This window comes from Micromonospora qiuiae, assembly GCF_016863555.1.
In the GTDB taxonomy this organism is placed as follows: domain Bacteria; phylum Actinomycetota; class Actinomycetes; order Mycobacteriales; family Micromonosporaceae; genus Micromonospora; species Micromonospora qiuiae.
Genome location: NZ_BOPC01000057.1, coordinates 1 through 14,807, shown reverse-complemented (window position 1 = coordinate 14,807; position 14,807 = coordinate 1). Strand labels below are relative to the sequence as shown.

Annotated in this window: 15 protein-coding genes; 8 read left to right on the top strand and 7 right to left on the bottom strand. The window is 72.1% G+C overall.

All coding sequences use genetic code 11. From position 1 onward, the window contains the following. Positions 1-137: 137 nt before the first annotated feature. From Vqi01_RS20310 to Vqi01_RS20300, 3 genes are all read right to left on the bottom strand, one after another. Entirely contained in the window at positions 138-1,865 is a 1,728-nt protein-coding gene (locus Vqi01_RS20310) for a DEAD/DEAH box helicase (RefSeq protein WP_204036408.1), read from the bottom strand. A 247-nt stretch (positions 1,866-2,112) separates the two neighbouring features. Then, complete coding sequence (locus Vqi01_RS20305) at positions 2,113-2,766, bottom strand: trimeric intracellular cation channel family protein (RefSeq protein WP_204036407.1); 654 nt, start codon at positions 2,764-2,766, stop codon at positions 2,113-2,115. 28 nt (positions 2,767-2,794) lie between these two features. Then, complete coding sequence (locus Vqi01_RS20300; protein ID WP_204036406.1) at positions 2,795-3,013, bottom strand: DUF3039 domain-containing protein; 219 nt, start codon at positions 3,011-3,013, stop codon at positions 2,795-2,797. A gap of 88 nt (positions 3,014-3,101) precedes the next feature. Here Vqi01_RS20300 and Vqi01_RS20295 point away from each other — a divergent pair, with 88 nt between their 5' ends. Together Vqi01_RS20295 and Vqi01_RS20290 are read left to right on the top strand one after the other, a co-directional pair. Continuing rightward, on the top strand, positions 3,102-4,037 hold the full coding sequence (locus tag Vqi01_RS20295) for a pseudouridine-5'-phosphate glycosidase (protein WP_204036405.1): 936 nt from the start codon (positions 3,102-3,104) through the stop codon (positions 4,035-4,037). Then, the gene (locus Vqi01_RS20290; protein WP_204036404.1) at positions 4,034-4,951 is read left to right on the top strand and encodes a carbohydrate kinase family protein; all 918 of its coding nucleotides are present in this window, start codon (positions 4,034-4,036) and stop codon (positions 4,949-4,951) included. Before Vqi01_RS20295 ends, Vqi01_RS20290 begins: the two co-directional genes overlap by 4 nt. A 31-nt stretch (positions 4,952-4,982) precedes the next feature. Here the strand turns inward: Vqi01_RS20290 and Vqi01_RS20285 are convergent, their stop codons facing one another. Both Vqi01_RS20285 and Vqi01_RS20280 read right to left on the bottom strand, forming a co-directional pair. Beyond that, complete coding sequence (locus tag Vqi01_RS20285; RefSeq protein ID WP_204036403.1) at positions 4,983-5,339, bottom strand: DUF3099 domain-containing protein; 357 nt, start codon at positions 5,337-5,339, stop codon at positions 4,983-4,985. Positions 5,340-5,418: 79 nt separating this feature from the next. After that, on the bottom strand, positions 5,419-6,039 hold the full coding sequence (locus Vqi01_RS20280; RefSeq protein WP_204036402.1) for an HhH-GPD-type base excision DNA repair protein: 621 nt from the start codon (positions 6,037-6,039) through the stop codon (positions 5,419-5,421). 114 nt (positions 6,040-6,153) lie between these two features. On the opposite strand from Vqi01_RS20280, the gene Vqi01_RS20275 reads away from it, so the two are divergent. From Vqi01_RS20275 to Vqi01_RS20265, 3 genes are all read left to right on the top strand, one after another. Continuing rightward, positions 6,154-7,209 carry an iron ABC transporter substrate-binding protein gene (locus Vqi01_RS20275; RefSeq protein WP_204036401.1) on the top strand — a complete coding sequence of 352 codons (1,056 nt, stop codon included), beginning with the start codon at positions 6,154-6,156 and terminating at the stop codon, positions 7,207-7,209. A 65-nt stretch (positions 7,210-7,274) separates the two neighbouring features. After that, the gene (locus Vqi01_RS20270) at positions 7,275-8,816 is read left to right on the top strand and encodes an ABC transporter permease (protein ID WP_204036400.1); all 1,542 of its coding nucleotides are present in this window, start codon (positions 7,275-7,277) and stop codon (positions 8,814-8,816) included. A 52-nt stretch (positions 8,817-8,868) separates the two neighbouring features. Next, positions 8,869-9,954, top strand: coding sequence for an ABC transporter ATP-binding protein (locus tag Vqi01_RS20265; RefSeq protein WP_204036399.1), 1,086 nt, complete (start codon positions 8,869-8,871; stop codon positions 9,952-9,954). Here Vqi01_RS20265 and Vqi01_RS20260 read toward each other — a convergent pair. Further along, on the bottom strand, positions 9,947-11,167 hold the full coding sequence (locus tag Vqi01_RS20260) for a S8 family peptidase (protein ID WP_204036398.1): 1,221 nt from the start codon (positions 11,165-11,167) through the stop codon (positions 9,947-9,949). The genes Vqi01_RS20265 and Vqi01_RS20260 overlap by 8 nt on opposite strands. A gap of 177 nt (positions 11,168-11,344) precedes the next feature. Between Vqi01_RS20260 and Vqi01_RS20255 the strand changes: the two genes are divergently transcribed. Together Vqi01_RS20255 and dtd are read left to right on the top strand one after the other, a co-directional pair. Then, the gene (locus Vqi01_RS20255) at positions 11,345-12,838 is read left to right on the top strand and encodes a DUF7782 domain-containing protein (RefSeq protein ID WP_204036397.1); all 1,494 of its coding nucleotides are present in this window, start codon (positions 11,345-11,347) and stop codon (positions 12,836-12,838) included. Between the two features lie 73 nt (positions 12,839-12,911). Continuing rightward, a complete protein-coding gene (gene dtd, locus Vqi01_RS20250; RefSeq protein ID WP_204036396.1) occupies positions 12,912-13,334 on the top strand; it encodes a D-aminoacyl-tRNA deacylase in 423 nt (140 codons plus the stop codon). 68 nt (positions 13,335-13,402) lie between these two features. Here dtd and Vqi01_RS20245 read toward each other — a convergent pair whose 3' ends face one another. Further along, a complete protein-coding gene (locus tag Vqi01_RS20245; protein WP_204036395.1) occupies positions 13,403-14,191 on the bottom strand; it encodes a sporulation protein in 789 nt (262 codons plus the stop codon). A 256-nt stretch (positions 14,192-14,447) separates the two neighbouring features. On the opposite strand from Vqi01_RS20245, the gene Vqi01_RS20240 reads away from it, so the two are divergent. After that, positions 14,448-14,807 (top strand): sigma-70 factor domain-containing protein (locus Vqi01_RS20240; protein ID WP_275408831.1); only part of this gene is annotated, 360 nt, incomplete at its 3' end.

The following is a 14,807-nucleotide window of genomic DNA, read 5'->3' as shown; positions in this document are numbered from 1 at the left end:
TCCCCCTCCCCCCTCCCCCTCCCCCCGGCCATTTCCCGGGGTTGATCATGAAGTTGTTGCCTCGGAAAGCGCTTACCCGCACCAATAACTTCATGATCAACCGCCCTGGGAGGGGGCGGGGCGAGGGACGGGCGAGGTCAGAGAGTTTGGACGGTGGCTATGCGTTCTTCGAGTTGTTCGATGGTGGCCTGAGCGCTGGGTGGACCACCGCAGAGGCGGCGCAACTCGGCGTGGATCTTGCCGTGCGGTTGGCCGGTGCGGTGGTGCTGGGCGGCCACCAGGGCGTTGAGTTGACGGCGCAGCGCCACTCGGCGCTGGGCGGCGCTCATCGGCGCCGGTGCGGTCGTCGCCGGAGACGGCTCGGACTGCCGCTCGGCCGCCCGACGCCGCTGGGCGGCCAACTGCTCGGCCTGCCGCTTGGACAGCAGCGCCGCCACCTGCTCGGGGGTGAGCAGCCCGGGCAGGCCCAGGTACTCCTCCTCCTCGGGGGTGCCCGCCTGGGCCGCCGTGCCGAAGGAGGCACCGTCGAAGATCACCTGATCCAGCTCGGCGGTGGCGGAGAGCGCGGCGAAGCGCTTCTCCAACTCGCCGCTGGCCTGATCGTCGCGCTGGGCCCGCTCCAGCAGGTCGTCGTCGAAGCCCTCCCGGTCGGACGGCTTGCCCAACACGTGGTCCCGCTCGGTCTCCATCTCGCTGGCCAGCACGAGCAGATGCGGCACGCTGGGCAGGAAGACCGACGCGGTCTCCCCGGGTCGGCGGGCCCGGACGAACCGCCCGATCGCCTGCGCGAAGTACAGCGGGGTGCTGGCACTGGTCGCATAGACGCCGACGGCCAGCCGGGGAATGTCGACGCCCTCGGACACCATCCGCACCGCGACCAGCCAGCGTTGCTCGGATGCCGCGAACGTCGCGATCCGGGCCGAGGCGCCCACGTCGTCGGAGAGCACCACCGCGGCTCTCTCCCCGGTGACCTGCTCGATGAGCTTGGCGTACGAACGGGCCGACTGCTGGTCGGTGGCGATGACCAGACCACCCGCGTCGGGCATGCCTGCCCCGCGTAGCACCGTCAGCCGGGCGTCGGCGGCCCGGAGCACCTGCGGCATCCAGTCGCCCGCCGGGTCCAGGGCGGTACGCCAGGCCTGCGCGACCAGATCCTGCGTCATCGGCTCGCCCAGCCGGGCCGCCAACTCCTCCCCGGCGTTGGTACGCCACCGGGTCTCCCCCGAGTACGCCAGGAACAGCACCGGCCGCACGACGCCGTCGCGCAGCGCGTCCGAGTAGCCGTAGACCGAGTCGGCACGCGACCGCAGCAGACCGTCGTCGCCGCGCTCGTAGGTGACGAACGGGATGGGATTGTCGTCGGAGCGGAACGGGGTACCGGTCAGCATCAGCCGGCGTACCGCGGGCTCGAAGGCCGACTTCACCCCGTCGCCCCAGGTACGCGAGTCACCGGCGTGGTGGATCTCGTCCAGGATGACCAGGGTCCGCCGGGTCATGGTGCGCCGCCGATGCACCTGCGGTGCCACCCCGACCTGGGCGTAGGTGACCACGGCACCGTGGAAGTCGGCCGAGGAGTGCAGGTCGGCGTTGCGGAACGCCGCGTCGAGTTGGATGCCGACCCGGGCCGCCGCGGCCGCCCACTGGTTCTTCAGGTGCTCGGTCGGCGCGACCACGGTGACCGCCTCGACGGTACCGTCGGCGAGCAGCTCGGCGGCGATCCGCAGGGCGAAGGTGGTCTTGCCGGCGCCAGGCGTGGCGACCGCGGTGAAATCCTCGCTACGACGGCGCAGATACTCCACCATCGCCTTGCGCTGCCATGCCCGTAGAGGCGGAAACGTCTCGAGCGCCGGCGTCCGGGCTGCCACGCGTTGGCTCCTCTCCGAGGCGCACGATGGCCCGGCCGCAGGCCGGCGACCGGGCCGAAGAACTGTGCCGCCCCCATGAAAACGCCTCCGCGCATCCCTAGCCGCGAAGGCCGACTCAGCATAACCAGCGGCGGCCGTCGCCCCCACTCGACGCCACTCCGGTCGGGCCGTGCTGTTCACCACTGCGCCGGCGCACCGCCGGTTCGGCGCGGGCAACGCACCACGCCCCACTCGATCGCGGGGTAAATCACTGCGGTGGCGGCCCGGGGGCGCCGGTGGGTGGCGGTCGCAGCGGCGGCACCGGCGCCGACCAACGCCGGCGCAGGGCCAGCAGACGTACGCCGAAGACCAGCACCGCCGCAGCGGTGAGCGGGATCGGCCCGGTGTGCCCCAGGCCCTCCAGGAGCACCACCAGGATCGCGCCGGCCAGTGCCGCGAGGGCGTAGATCTCCCGCCGCAGCACCACCGGGATCTCACCGGTCAGCAGGTCCCGGACGAGCCCGCCGCCGATCCCGGTGATCATGCCGATCAGGCCGGCGCCCACCGGCGGCACCTGGGCCTCGAGCGCCTTGACGGTGCCGGTCACGGTGAACAGGCTGAGCCCGGCCGCGTCCAGCACCAGCACGGTGGTACGCAACCGGGCGAACTGCGGATGCAGCCAGAAGATCGCCGCCGCGGTCACTGCGGCGGTGCCCGCGTACCGCCAGTCGGCGAAGGCCAGCGGCGGAACCTCGGCGATCACGAGGTCCCGGACGATCCCGCCGCCGAGGGCTGCGACGAAACCCACGAAGACGACACCGAACAGGTCGAGCCGCTTCGCCACCGCCGCGGAGGCACCCGAGGCGGCGAAGACCGCGACCCCGGCCAGGTCGGCCAGGAGCAGGGCGGTGGAGGTGGTCACCGCCGCAGGCTACGCGCCCGACGCGGGCTCACTCGGCGTACGAGTCGTAAATTTCTTTGCACTTCGGGCAGACCGGCGAACCTGGCTTGGGTGACTTGGTCACCGGGAAGACCTCCCCGCACAGCGCCACGACGAAGGTGCCCATGACGGCACTCTCGGCGATTTTCTCCTTCCGGACGTAGTGGAACATCTCCGGACCGGTGTCGGCGTCCTTCAACTCCGGACGTTCGAGAACCTCTGTGCTCACGTCTGCACCTCCGACGGACAAGTCTGGCAGGTCACCGGGACCCCGGTCCAGCTGAGCGGGCCGGGACGGCACGCTACGGTGGGCGATTGTGACCCACTTTCCCCTTCGTCTCGGTGCCGAGGTGGCCCAGGCGCTGCACGAGCGCCGTCCCGTGGTCGCCCTGGAGAGCACCATCGTCTCGCACGGCCTGCCCCGCCCCGACAACCTCCGGGTGGCCCGGCAGATCGAACAGGCCGTCCGGGACGCAGGTGCGGTACCGGCCACCATCGGCATGGTCGGCGGTGAACTCGTGGTGGGCCTCGACGACGCCCAGCTGACCCGGCTGGCCACCGCCGACGGGGTCGCCAAACTCTCCGTACGCGATCTCGCAGTGGCGGCCGCGACCGGCGCGGACGGCGCCACGACCGTGGCCGCGACCAGCGCGGTGGCCGCCGCCGCCGGGATCGGTGTCTTCGCCACCGGCGGCCTGGGCGGGGTACACCGCGAGGCCGCGCAGACCTTCGACGAATCGGCCGACCTGACCACCCTGGCCCGGACGCCCATCGCGGTGGTCTGCGCCGGGGTCAAGTCGATCCTCGACGTGGGGGCGACCCTGGAACGCCTGGAAACCCTGGGAGTGACCGTGGTGGGCTACCGCACCCGCCGGTTCCCGGGCTTCTTCATCACCGACGGCGGCTTCGACCTGGACTGGTCGGTCGACTCGCCGGAACTGGTCGCCGACGTGCTGGCCGCCCGTGAGCGGCACGGCGTGCAGCACGGCGGCCTGATCGTCGCCAACCCGCTGCCCGTCGACGAACAGCTCGACCCGGAACTGCACGACCGTACGCTCGCCGAAGGGCTGGCCCGGCTGGAGCGTGACGCGGTGAGCGGCAAGGCCGTGACGCCGTACCTGCTGGCCCACTTCCACTCCGCCACCGAGGGCGCGAGCCTGGCGGTCAACGTACGGATCATCCTGCGCAACGCCGACCTCGCCGCCCGGATCGCGGTCGCCGCCGCCACCCGACGGGCCGACACGCCGACGTGAGCGGGCGCACCGGTCCGCGCAGCAGCGGCCGGGTCCTGGTCGTCGGTGACGTGATCACCGACGTGGTGGCGGTGCTGGACGGCCCGCCGGCGACCGGCTCGGACACCCCGGCGACGATCCGCTCCACCGGGGGCGGGCAGGCCGCCAACACCGCCTGCTGGCTCGCCGCCCAGCAGGTGCCGGTGACCCTGGTCGGCGCGGTCGGTGACGACCCCGCCGGCCGGGAGCGGACGGCGGAGCTGGTTGCCAGCGGCGTCGACTGCGCGGTGGACCGGATCGCCGGCTGCGGCACCGGCACGGTGATCGTGCTGGCCGTCGATGACGAACGCACCATGCTCACCGAGCGTGGCGCGAACCTTCGACTGCGTCCGGAGCAGGTCGACGCCGCGCTCGACAGCGCGCCGGAGGCCACGCACCTGCACCTGTCCGGGTACACCCTGCTGGACGCCGGCTCCCGCCCGGCCGGCCTGCGCGCGTTGGCCGGAGCCCACGAGCGCGGCCTCACCACCAGCGTCGACGCCGCCTCGGCAGCGCCGTTGCGGGCGGTCGGTGCGGCAGCCTTCCTCTCCTGGATACGCGAGGTCGACCTGCTGCTGGTGAACACGGACGAGGCGGCCGTGCTGGCCGGCGGGCTCGATCCGGCGGCTCAGGGCCGGGCGCTGGCCGCGTCGGCGCGGCGGGTCGTGGTCAAGCAGGGTGCCGCCGGCGCGACCTGGGTCGACCGGGACGGCACGGTCGCCGTGGCGGCGGCCCACCGGGTGGCCGCGGTCGACGTGACCGGGGCGGGAGACGCGTTCGCCGCCGGGCTCCTGGCCGCCTGGCTCTCCGGGGCGGGGCCGGACGCCGCCCTGGGCCGGGGCACCGATCTGGGCGCCGCGGCCGTCTCTCAACTCGGCGCCCGCCCGGCCCACTGACCCCAGCCGGCCACCGTGCCGTCGGTGCCGGTCAGGGCTCGGCGTCGATGACTTTGTGTGGCCGTTCCTCGGCGGTGAGGCTCATCGGCGGAACGTCCTTCGCCGCGCCGGACCGCAGCCGGGTGGCCAGCCGGTGCTGCTCCTTCGGCGGCCGGTCGTTGGCCAGCATCACCGCGAGCCACGGGACGATGACCATGCCCAACGCGACCAGCGGGAGCCAGAGCCAGAGCAGTGGCGCCTTCGCGCCCACCAGGATCGCGCCGACGATCACGCAGGCCACCCGGACGGCCATCATCATGACGTACCGCCGCTGCCGCGTGGTGAGCTGGTCGTCCTGGCTGCGGGCAGCGTCGGTGATGAGGATCGGTCGGTACGCCTGACGCTTCACCGTGTGCCTCCTCAGGGGTCGCTCCCATCCTGTCACCACGAGTGAGCGAGCGGCGAGAATCCTCGACGGTGGCTGCCTGTCACGTGCGTGGCACGTTCGTCCGGCGGGCAGCAGATCCAGCTCCTGCCGCCTTCGCCACTGCCTTCATCTGCTGTTTGTACTCGCGAACCAGGCGCAGCGATTCGGCGTCGGTGACGTCGGCGACGGACCGGTGGACGTCCGGGTCGCCGTAGTCGCCGGCCGCCTCCCGCCACCCCTGCGGTCGCACACCGAACCGCTTGCCGAGCAGGGCGAGGAAGATCTGTGCCTTCTGCCGGCCGAATCCGGGCAGGGCGGCGATCCGGGCGAGCAACTCACTGCCGTCGGCCGGGTCGGCCCAGAGCCGGGCGGCGTCGCCGTCGTAGCGCTCGACGAGCAGCCGGCACACCTCCTGGACCCGGGCGGCCATCGCCTTGGGGAAACGGTGCAGCGCCGGCGGCTGGGCGAAAAGCGCCACCAGGGCCTGCGGGTCGTACTCGGCGAGTTTCCGGGCGTCCAGGTCGTGGCCGAGCCGCTGAGTCAGCACGTACGGCGAGGAGAACGCCTTCTCCATCGGGACCTGCTGGTCAAGGACCATCCCGGTCAGCAGGGCCAGCGGGCTGCGAAGCAGCAACTGGTTGGCCTCCGGGTCGATGGGCAGCACGAGCGTCATGCCCACCATCCTGCCCTTTGATCGCGGGCTTACGTGATTCACCACTCACTCCGATTCTCGAGTGAGGTTAGGCTGTGCTAACTTCGCCCCGTCGGTCATCATGGCCGGGAGAAGGGGCTCACTGTGCGACTGCACCGCCGCACCACCACCGCACTGCTCGCCGTCGGCGTGCTCACCCTCGGCCTGGCCGCCTGCGGATCCGGCGGGAAGGACAGCACCGACCCGGGCAAACCGGACGACGGGCAGATCACCGTCTACAGCGGCCGCAACGAGCAGCTGGTCAAGCCGTTGCTGGAGAAGTTCACCGAGCAGACCGGCATCACCGTGCGGCCGCGCTACGCCAGCACCGCGCAGCTCGCCGCCCAACTCGTCGAGGAGGGCGACAAGTCCCCGGCCGACGTGTTCTTCGCCCAGGACGCCGGCGCGTTGGGCACCGTCGCCAAGCGGGGCATGTTCAGCACGCTGCCCGAGGCGACCATGGCGAAGGTGCCGCAGACCTACCGCGCCGGCAGCGGTCAGTGGGTCGGCGTGAGCGCGCGGGCCCGGGTGCTGGCCTACAACCCGGATCTGGTTCCGGCCGACCAGCTGCCGAAGTCGGTCTTCGACCTGACCGGCCCGCAGTGGAAGGGCAAGGTCGCCCTCGCCCCGACCAACGCCTCGTTCCAGGCGTTCGTCACCGCGATCCGGGTGCAGCACGGCGACGCCAAGGCCGAGGAGTTCCTGGCCGGGCTCAAGGCCAACGACCCGCAGATCCGCGACGGCAACGTCAAGATCGTCGAGGACGTGAACAGCGGCACCGTCCCGGTCGGCCTGGTCAACCACTACTATCTGGGCGAGGTCGCCAAGGAGCAGGGCAGCACCCCGGACGGGCTCAAGGTCAAGCTGCACTTCTTCCCCGGCGGTGACACCGGCGCCCTGGTGAACGTGGCCGGCGTGGGGGTGCTCAACCGCTCCGCCAGCGATCCGGACGTACAGAAGTTCGTGGACTTCCTGCTCGGCACCGAGGCCCAGACCTACTTCGCCGAGCAGACCTTCGAGTACCCGGTGGTCGCCGGCGTGCACGGCCCGGCGTACGTGCCGCCGCTGGCCGAGCTGGCGGTGCCGGAGATCGACCTGAACGACCTGGACACGCTGGACGCCACGGTGACCATGATCAAGAATTCGGGGCTCGTTCCCTGACCGCCACGCCGACCATCGCAGGGCCGACCCGCACCGGGTCGGCCCGGTCCGGCGTTCCCGGACGGTTGCGGCGACTGGCACCGCGGCCCGCACTGCTCGCGGCTTCCACCGCCGCGGTGGCGGTCGCCCTGATCCCGCTCGCCTACCTCGCGGTACGCACCGCCGAGGCGGGTTGGGACCGGATCGTCGCCGAACTGTGGACCGAACGCGTCGGACTGCTCGCCCTGCGCAGCCTCGGGCTGGCCGGCGTGGTCACCGCGGCCTGCGTGCTGCTCGGCGTCGGCACCGCGTTCCTGGTCACCCGCACCGACCTGCCCGGCCGTCGGGCCTTCGCCGTGCTGGCGGCGCTGCCGCTGGCCGTACCCACCTACATCGCCGCCTTCGCCTGGGTCTCCGCGATGCCCCGGCTGGAGGGTTTCTGGCCGGCGGCGCTGGTGCTCACGCTCTGCTCCTACCCGTACGTGCTGCTGCCGGTGGCAGCCGCGCTGCGTGGCGCGGACCCGGCCCAGGAGGAGGTCTCCCGATCGCTGGGACGCAGCGGCTGGCAGACCTTCACCGCGGTGACGCTGCGGCAGATCCGCCCGGCCACCGCCGCCGGGGCGTTGCTGGTCGCCCTCTACGTGCTCTCCGACTTCGGTGCGGTGTCCATCCTGCGCGCCGACACCTTCACCCGGGCCATCTTCGTCGCCTTCGACCTGGGCTTCGATCGCACCGGAGCACTGGTGCTCTCCTGCGTGCTGGTGGTGCTGACCGTGCTGCTGCTGGCCGGCGAGACCGCCACCCGCCGGCGCGGGGCCCGTTACGCCCGCCTCGGCGGTGCCCGGCGGGCCGCGCCGCGACTGCCGCTCGGGGCGGCCCGCTGGCCGGTCACGGTGGCGCTGCTCGGGGTCGCCGGGCTCGCGCTCGGCGTGCCGGCGGTCAGCCTGGGCCAACGGCTCGCCGCCGGGGTGTCCCGCCCGGGGGCGCTGCCGGAGGTGCTCGCCGCGGCCGGGAACTCCCTGACCGTCTCGCTCGCCGGCACCGCGCTGACCATGCTGCTGGCGCTGCCCCTGGGCCTGCTCGCGGCCCGCGCGCCGGGTCCGCTGACCACCGTGGTGGACCGGCTGGCGTACCTGGCCCATGCCCTGCCCGGCGTGGTGATCGGTCTCTCGCTGATCTTCTTCGGCATCAACGTGGCGTACCCGCTCTACCAGACGCGGTGGCTGCTGGCGCTGGCGTACGCCACGCTGTTCCTGCCGCTGGCGGTCGGTGCGGTGGCCGGCGCCGCCGCCCAGTCCCCCACCGGGCTGGAGGAGGTGGCCCGCTCGCTCGGCCGCGGGCCCTGGGCCGTGCTGCGGACGGTGACCCTGCCGCTGACCCTGCCCGGCATCGGCGCGGGCGCCGCGCTGGTCTTCCTGACCGGCATGAAGGAGCTTCCCGCTACCCTGCTGCTGCGACCCACCGGGACGGACACCCTGGCCACCGAGCTGTGGACCAGTACGGCCGTCGGTGCGTACGCCGCAGCGGCCCCCTACGCCGCGCTGCTGGTGGCGATCTCGGCACTGCCCACCTGGTTGCTGGTCGCCCGCAGCGGCCTGCTCGACAAGGAAGATGGAGTCTCGGCATGAGCGAGCGCCAGCGCGCGAATCATGACGGCACGCAGCGAAGCGGAGTGCTGGCATGAGCAACGTGGTGTTCGGTGGCGTGGTCAAGCGGTACGGGCGGGTCACTGCCCTGGCCGGTGTGGATCTCGGCGTGCCGTCCGGCCAGCTGACCGCCGTGCTCGGCCCGTCCGGATGCGGCAAGACCACGCTGCTGCGCTGCCTGGCCGGCTTCGAGCGGCTGGACGCCGGCGAGATCCGCATCGACGGCACGCGAGTGGCGGGCGGCGGCAAGCACCTGCCGGCGCACCGGCGCAGCATCGCGGTGGTGCCGCAGGAAGGCGCGCTCTTTCCGCACCTGAGCGTGGCGGACAATGTCGGCTACGGCCTCGACCGGGCCACCCGGCGCTCCGACCGGGTGGAGGAGGTGTTGGCGCTGGTCGGGCTCGCCGGATACGGCGGCCGGATGCCGCATCAGCTCTCCGGCGGGCAGCAGCAGCGGGTGGCGGTGGCCCGCGCGCTGGCGCCCCGACCGTCGGTGGTGTTGCTGGACGAGCCGTTCAGCGCTCTCGACGCGGGCCTGCGCGCCGGGCTGCGGCACGACGTACGCGAGGCGCTGCGCGCCGACGGCGCGACCGGCGTGCTGGTCACCCACGACCAAGGCGAGGCGCTGTCGGTGGCCGACCAGGTGGCGGTGCTGCGCGACGGACGAGTGATCCAGGCCGGCACGCCGACCACCATCTACCGCGAGCCGGCCGACCCGTGGGTGGCCGGATTCGTCGGCGACGCGGTGCTGCTGCCGGCGGTCGTCGAGCACGGATCGGCGCGGACCGCTCTCGGTGTCGTCCCGGTCGCCGGCGCGGTGGCGGACGGCCCGGTCACCGTGCTGGTCCGGCCCGAGCAGGTACGCTTCGCCGCCGGTCCGGGCGCGGTCACCGCGACCGTCCTGCGGCACGAATTCCACGGCCACGACGCGCTGGTCGGGCTCCGGTTGGCCGACGGCACCCGGATCACCGCCCGGATCCTGGACGGCGACGTCGCCGTGTCCCTCGGCGGCGAGGTGACGGTGCACGTGGACGGCGCGGCGCGGGTCTTCCCTGGCGCGAAGCGGCCCGGCGGACAGGTCGAGCCGTCCGCCGGGCCGGTTCACGTGCCGGTCAGTTGACCACGAACAGCAGGCGGTTCGGCGAGCCGCTGCCGGGGCTGGTCACCACGCCGGTGGTGGCGTTGCTGGTCAGGTAGCTGCTGACCTGCGACGGCGACCAGGACGGGTTGGCGCCCAACACGAGAGCGGCGGCGCCGGCCACGTGCGGCGAGGCCATCGAGGTACCGCTGATCGTGTTGGTGGCCGTGTTGCTGGTGTGCCAGGCCGCCGTGATGCTCGACCCGGGCGCGAACAGGTCGAGGCAGGTGCCGTAGTTGGAGAAGGACGAGCGGGCGTCGGTGCTGGTGGTCGAGCCGACGGTCAACGCGGCCGGGGTGCGGGCCGGGGACGTGTTGCAGGCGTTGGCGTTGGAGTTGCCCGCGGCCAACGCGTAGGTGATTCCCGAGTTGATGGAGTTGGCCACCGCGTTGTCGAGAGCGGTGCTGGCGCCGCCGCCCAGGCTCATGTTCGCCACCGCGGGCTTGACCGCGTTGGCGGTCACCCAGTTGACGCCGTTGATCACACCGGTGGTGCTGCCGCTGCCGGAGCAGTTGAGCACCTTCACCGCCACCAGGCGCACCTGCTTGGCCACCCCGTAGGTGTTGCCGCCGACGGTGCCGGCGACGTGGGTGCCGTGGCCGTTGCAGTCGGTGTTGTTGCTGTCCACCGTGTTGGTGCCCCAGGTGGCCCGGCCACCGAAGTCGTTGTGGGTGGTCCGGATGCCGGTGTCGATGATGTACGCCCGCACGTTCGAGGCGGTGTTCGGGTAGGTGAAGCTGTTGCTCAGTGGCCGGTTCCGCTGGTCGATGCGGTCCAGACCCCACGTCGGGTTGCTCTGGGTCGCCTGCACCGTGAGGATCTGGTCCTGCTCGACGTACGCGACGGCGGGGTCGGCGGCGAGCCGGCGGGCCTGCGACTCGGTCATCTTGGCGGCGAAGCCGGTCAGCGCGGCGCTGTACACGTCGGCGATGCTGCCGCCGTACCGTTTGGTCAGCGCGCCGGCCCGGGTCGGCACGGAGGTGCGGGCGGCGAAGGTGCCGGCGGCGCCGACCGCGTCGGCGCGAAGGACGACGAGGTAGCTGCCGCTGATCGCGTTCGGCGCACCGGCGCCCTGGATCTCGCCGGTGGGCGCGGCCAACGCTGGGGTGGTGCTGGCCGCCGAGATGGCCGCCGCGGCGGTGACGACGGCGAACGCCCGGATGAGGCGCCGTCGCGCGGTGAACCCTGATGGCATCTGCTGCCTCCCTTACCGATGCGACCCGCCGGGCTCTTGGCGGGCGGGTCACACCATCGACTGAGTTGGAGGAGATGCTAGCGCTTGATCGATGGATATGACAGAGATGCTCGTCGATACTTTGTGAATGTCACGGGTGGACCCGCCGCGGCCGGCGCCACCAGGCAGGATTGCGGCGTGGACGAACACGACATGCTGCTCTCCCCGGCCGGGGTCGAGGCCCTGCGGATCGCCCTGGTCAGGGCGAACTTCACCGCGAACGGCATCGCCACCCGGCTCGGCTCACAGGCCACCGGCGGAGTCGCCCGTAACGACTTCCGGGCCGCGCTGCGCGCCACCACCGACCGTGACCCACTCGCCACTCTGATCCGGGTGTTCATCTGCGAACAGACCGAGCCGGAGAACGCCGTGGCCGCCGCGCTGGCACCGCTGTCCATCGCCGACGCGCTCTCGGCGGGGATCATCGAGCGGCACGGCGACGGGATGCGGATGGGCCTGGATCTGGAACCGTACGGCGACGACTGGTGGGTGCTCGCGGACGTGCCGGCGAGTGCCCGCCCGGGCCGACCACTGCACGCCGAGCACGTGCTGGGCATCGGCGGGGCGACGCAGACGATGATCGGCGCGGCGGTCCGCCGACCGGTACAGACCGCACTCGACCTCGGCACCGGATCGGGCGTACAGGCGCTGCACCTGAGCACCCACGCCCAGCGGGTCACCGCCACCGACGTCTCGCGGCGTGCGTTGCGGTTCGCCGCCACCACCGCCGCGCTCAACGGCCAGGACTGGGAGCTGCTGCACGGCGACCTGGTGGCGCCGGTCGCCGGCCGCCGTTTCGACCTGGTGGTGAGCAACCCGCCCTTCGTGGTCGGGCCGGGAACCACCACGCACGTCTACCGGGACTCCGGCCGGGTCGGCGACGCGATCGGCGCCGAACTGGCCGCCGCCGCACCGGGGCTGCTCACCGAAGGTGGCACCATGCAGTACCTGGCAAACTGGGTCCACGTCACCGGCGAGGACTGGGGCGAGCGGGTGGCCGGCTGGTTCGCCGGCTCCGGGTTGGACGCCTGGGTGATCCAGCGCGAGGTCGCCGACCCGATGGCGTACGTCAACCTGTGGCTGACGGACGTCGGCGAGGCGGCCGACCCGCAGCGGATGGCCAACTGGCTGGACTGGTTCGACGCACACAAGGTGGAGGCGATCGGCTTCGGCATCGTCTCACTGCGCCGCAGCGGACATCACGACCCGGTGCTGCGGGTGGAGGACCTGCGCCAGCGGGTGCAGGCGCCGATGGGCGACCAGATCGCCGCCTGGTTCGACCGGCAGGACTGGCTGCGCGGACGGGACACCGACGGGCTGTTGGACACGCGGTACCGTGCCGCCGACGGGCTCCGACTGCACCAGGAGGCGACCATGGGCGAAGACGGGTGGGGGGTGGACCGCCAGGTGCTCACCATGCCGCACGGACTGCGCTGGACCGAGGAGGTCGACCCGTTGGTGCTGGCGCTGGTCGGCGGGGCCGACGGCCGGCTGCCGCTGCGCGACCAGCTCGCGTTGCTCGCCGTCGCGCACGACGTGGCCGTCGAGGAACTGGCCGAGACGGCCGGCCCCATCGTGGCGCACCTGGTCGAACGCGGCCTCATCGAGCCGGTGGGGCGCCCTGATGTCTGACGGTGGTGCTCTGATGCGGACGGTGGTGCTCTGATGCGGACGGTGGTGCTCTGATGCGGACGGTGGTGCTCTGATGCGGGCTGTGGTGCAGACTGTTGGCCGGGCCAGCGTCACGGTCGACGGCGAGGTGGTCGGTGCGATCTCCGACGGGCTGCTGGTGCTGCTCGGGGTGACCCACAGCGACACTGCCGAGACCGCCCGGACGATGGCCCGCAAGGTGCACGAGCTGCGGATCCTGGACGACGAGCGGTCCGCTGCGGAGATCGGCGCCCCGATCCTGGTGGTCAGCCAGTTCACCCTCTACGGCGACGCCCGCAAGGGACGCCGCCCGAGCTGGACCATGGCGGCCCCCGCCGAGGTGGCCGAACCGCTGATCGAGGCGGTGGTCGCGGAGCTGCGTCAGCGTGGCGCCAAGGTCGAGACCGGCCGCTTCCGCGCCCACATGCTGGTGGAAAGCGTCAACGTCGGCCCCCGCACAGTGCTGCTCGATCTCTGACCGCACGCCTCTGGCCTGGCAGGGCTCGCTGCCGAGGCAACAACTTCATGATCGACCAGGGGTGGGGGTCAGCCGAACAGGCCGCGACGACGCAGGGACTGGCGCAGCCAGCCGTCGAGCTGGGAGGCCCAGTCGACCTGGTCGACCGTCGCCTGGTCGACAGTGAACCGGCCGAAGACGTCCCGGCCCTCGGTGAACAGGCCACCGCGCTTGTCCAGCTCCAGCACCACCTCCATCTGCCGAGGGCCGGCGACGAAAGTGACCTCCAGCTGGTTCATCGCGCCGGCGTACTGCGGAGCCGGGTAGAACTCGATCTCCTGGTAAAACGGCAGCATCTGGTGCACGCCGTAGATGTGTCCCCGTTCCACATCGGCCCGGGCGAACCGGAAACCGAGCCGCAGCAGCGCCTCCAGCAGACGTTCCTGGGCAGGTAGCGGGTGGACCGCCACCGCGTCCAGGTCACCCTTGTCGACCGCGCGGGCCACCTCCAACTCCGTACGCAGTCCCATCGTCATCCCGTGCAGGTGCTGCCCGTACAGCTCGGTGACCGGGGTCTCCCAGGGCACGTCGAACTGGAACGAGATGTCGTACCGCTGCCCCGTCTCCAGCCGGAACGGTCCGGTCACCTGCTGCCGGTGGAACTCCTGGTTGGTCGTGTACTCGTTGTCGCCGCTCTCCACCTCGACTCTGGTGAGCAGGCCGAGCGCGACGTACGAGACATCGACCGGGTGGTCGCCGCCGGTCACCGCGATGCTGCCCGTCAACTGCCCGCCGGGACGGCAGTTCGGGTTCGCCAACACCGTCTCCACGGACGGGCCGCCAACCCCCACCGCCTGCATGAGCCGCCTGAAGACCACGATCGCCTCCGTCGCTTGATGGTCGTCGCGCCCGTTCGAGGCGCGGCCACGCCGCCTTCCGGCGGGCCGGTGGCACGGTAACCGGCGCTGACAAGCCCGGCCGCCCGAACGGCCGAACCGAGCGGGCCGGCGAAGATTTCCCTGTCGGGTCTCCGATCGCCTCACTCCCGTTTTACGCCCCACCCGCCAAGCTGTTCGTCACCGGCAGAACTCTGCCGCAGCGACACGGCACGGACGTGGAACGGGGAGACAACAGATGGCCCTGCAGATGACGGAGCACCGCACGCGCGCCAGCAACGACGTCGAGCCCGGCCTCGACACCCTCACCGACCTGGACGCCACCGACGAGCGTGGCGTCTCCACCGACCTGGTCCGGGCGTACCTCAACGGAATCGGCCGGCGGAAGCTGCTGACCGCGGCCGAGGAGGTCGACCTCGCGAAGCGCGTCGAGGCCGGCCTGTTCGCCGACGAGAAACTGGCCACCTGCACTCCGGTCTCGGCGGAGTTGCGCGCCGACCTGGAACTGGTCGCCCAGGAGGGCCGGGCGGCCAAAGACCATCTGCTGGAGGCCAACCTCCGGCTGGTGGTGAGCATCGCGAAGCGGTACACCGGCCGC

Bases quoted from the DNA above. Each gene is read 5' to 3' on its own strand.
- dtd (WP_204036396.1), top strand. From the start codon at position 12,912: ATGCGGGCTGTGGTGCAGACTGTTGGCCGGGCCAGCGTCACGGTCGAC.
- Vqi01_RS20265 (WP_204036399.1), top strand. From the start codon at position 8,869: ATGAGCAACGTGGTGTTCGGTGGCGTGGTCAAGCGGTACGGGCGGGTC.
- Vqi01_RS20260 (WP_204036398.1), bottom strand. From the start codon at position 11,167: ATGCCATCAGGGTTCACCGCGCGACGGCGCCTCATCCGGGCGTTCGCC.
- Vqi01_RS20280 (WP_204036402.1), bottom strand. From the start codon at position 6,039: ATGGTGGGCATGACGCTCGTGCTGCCCATCGACCCGGAGGCCAACCAG.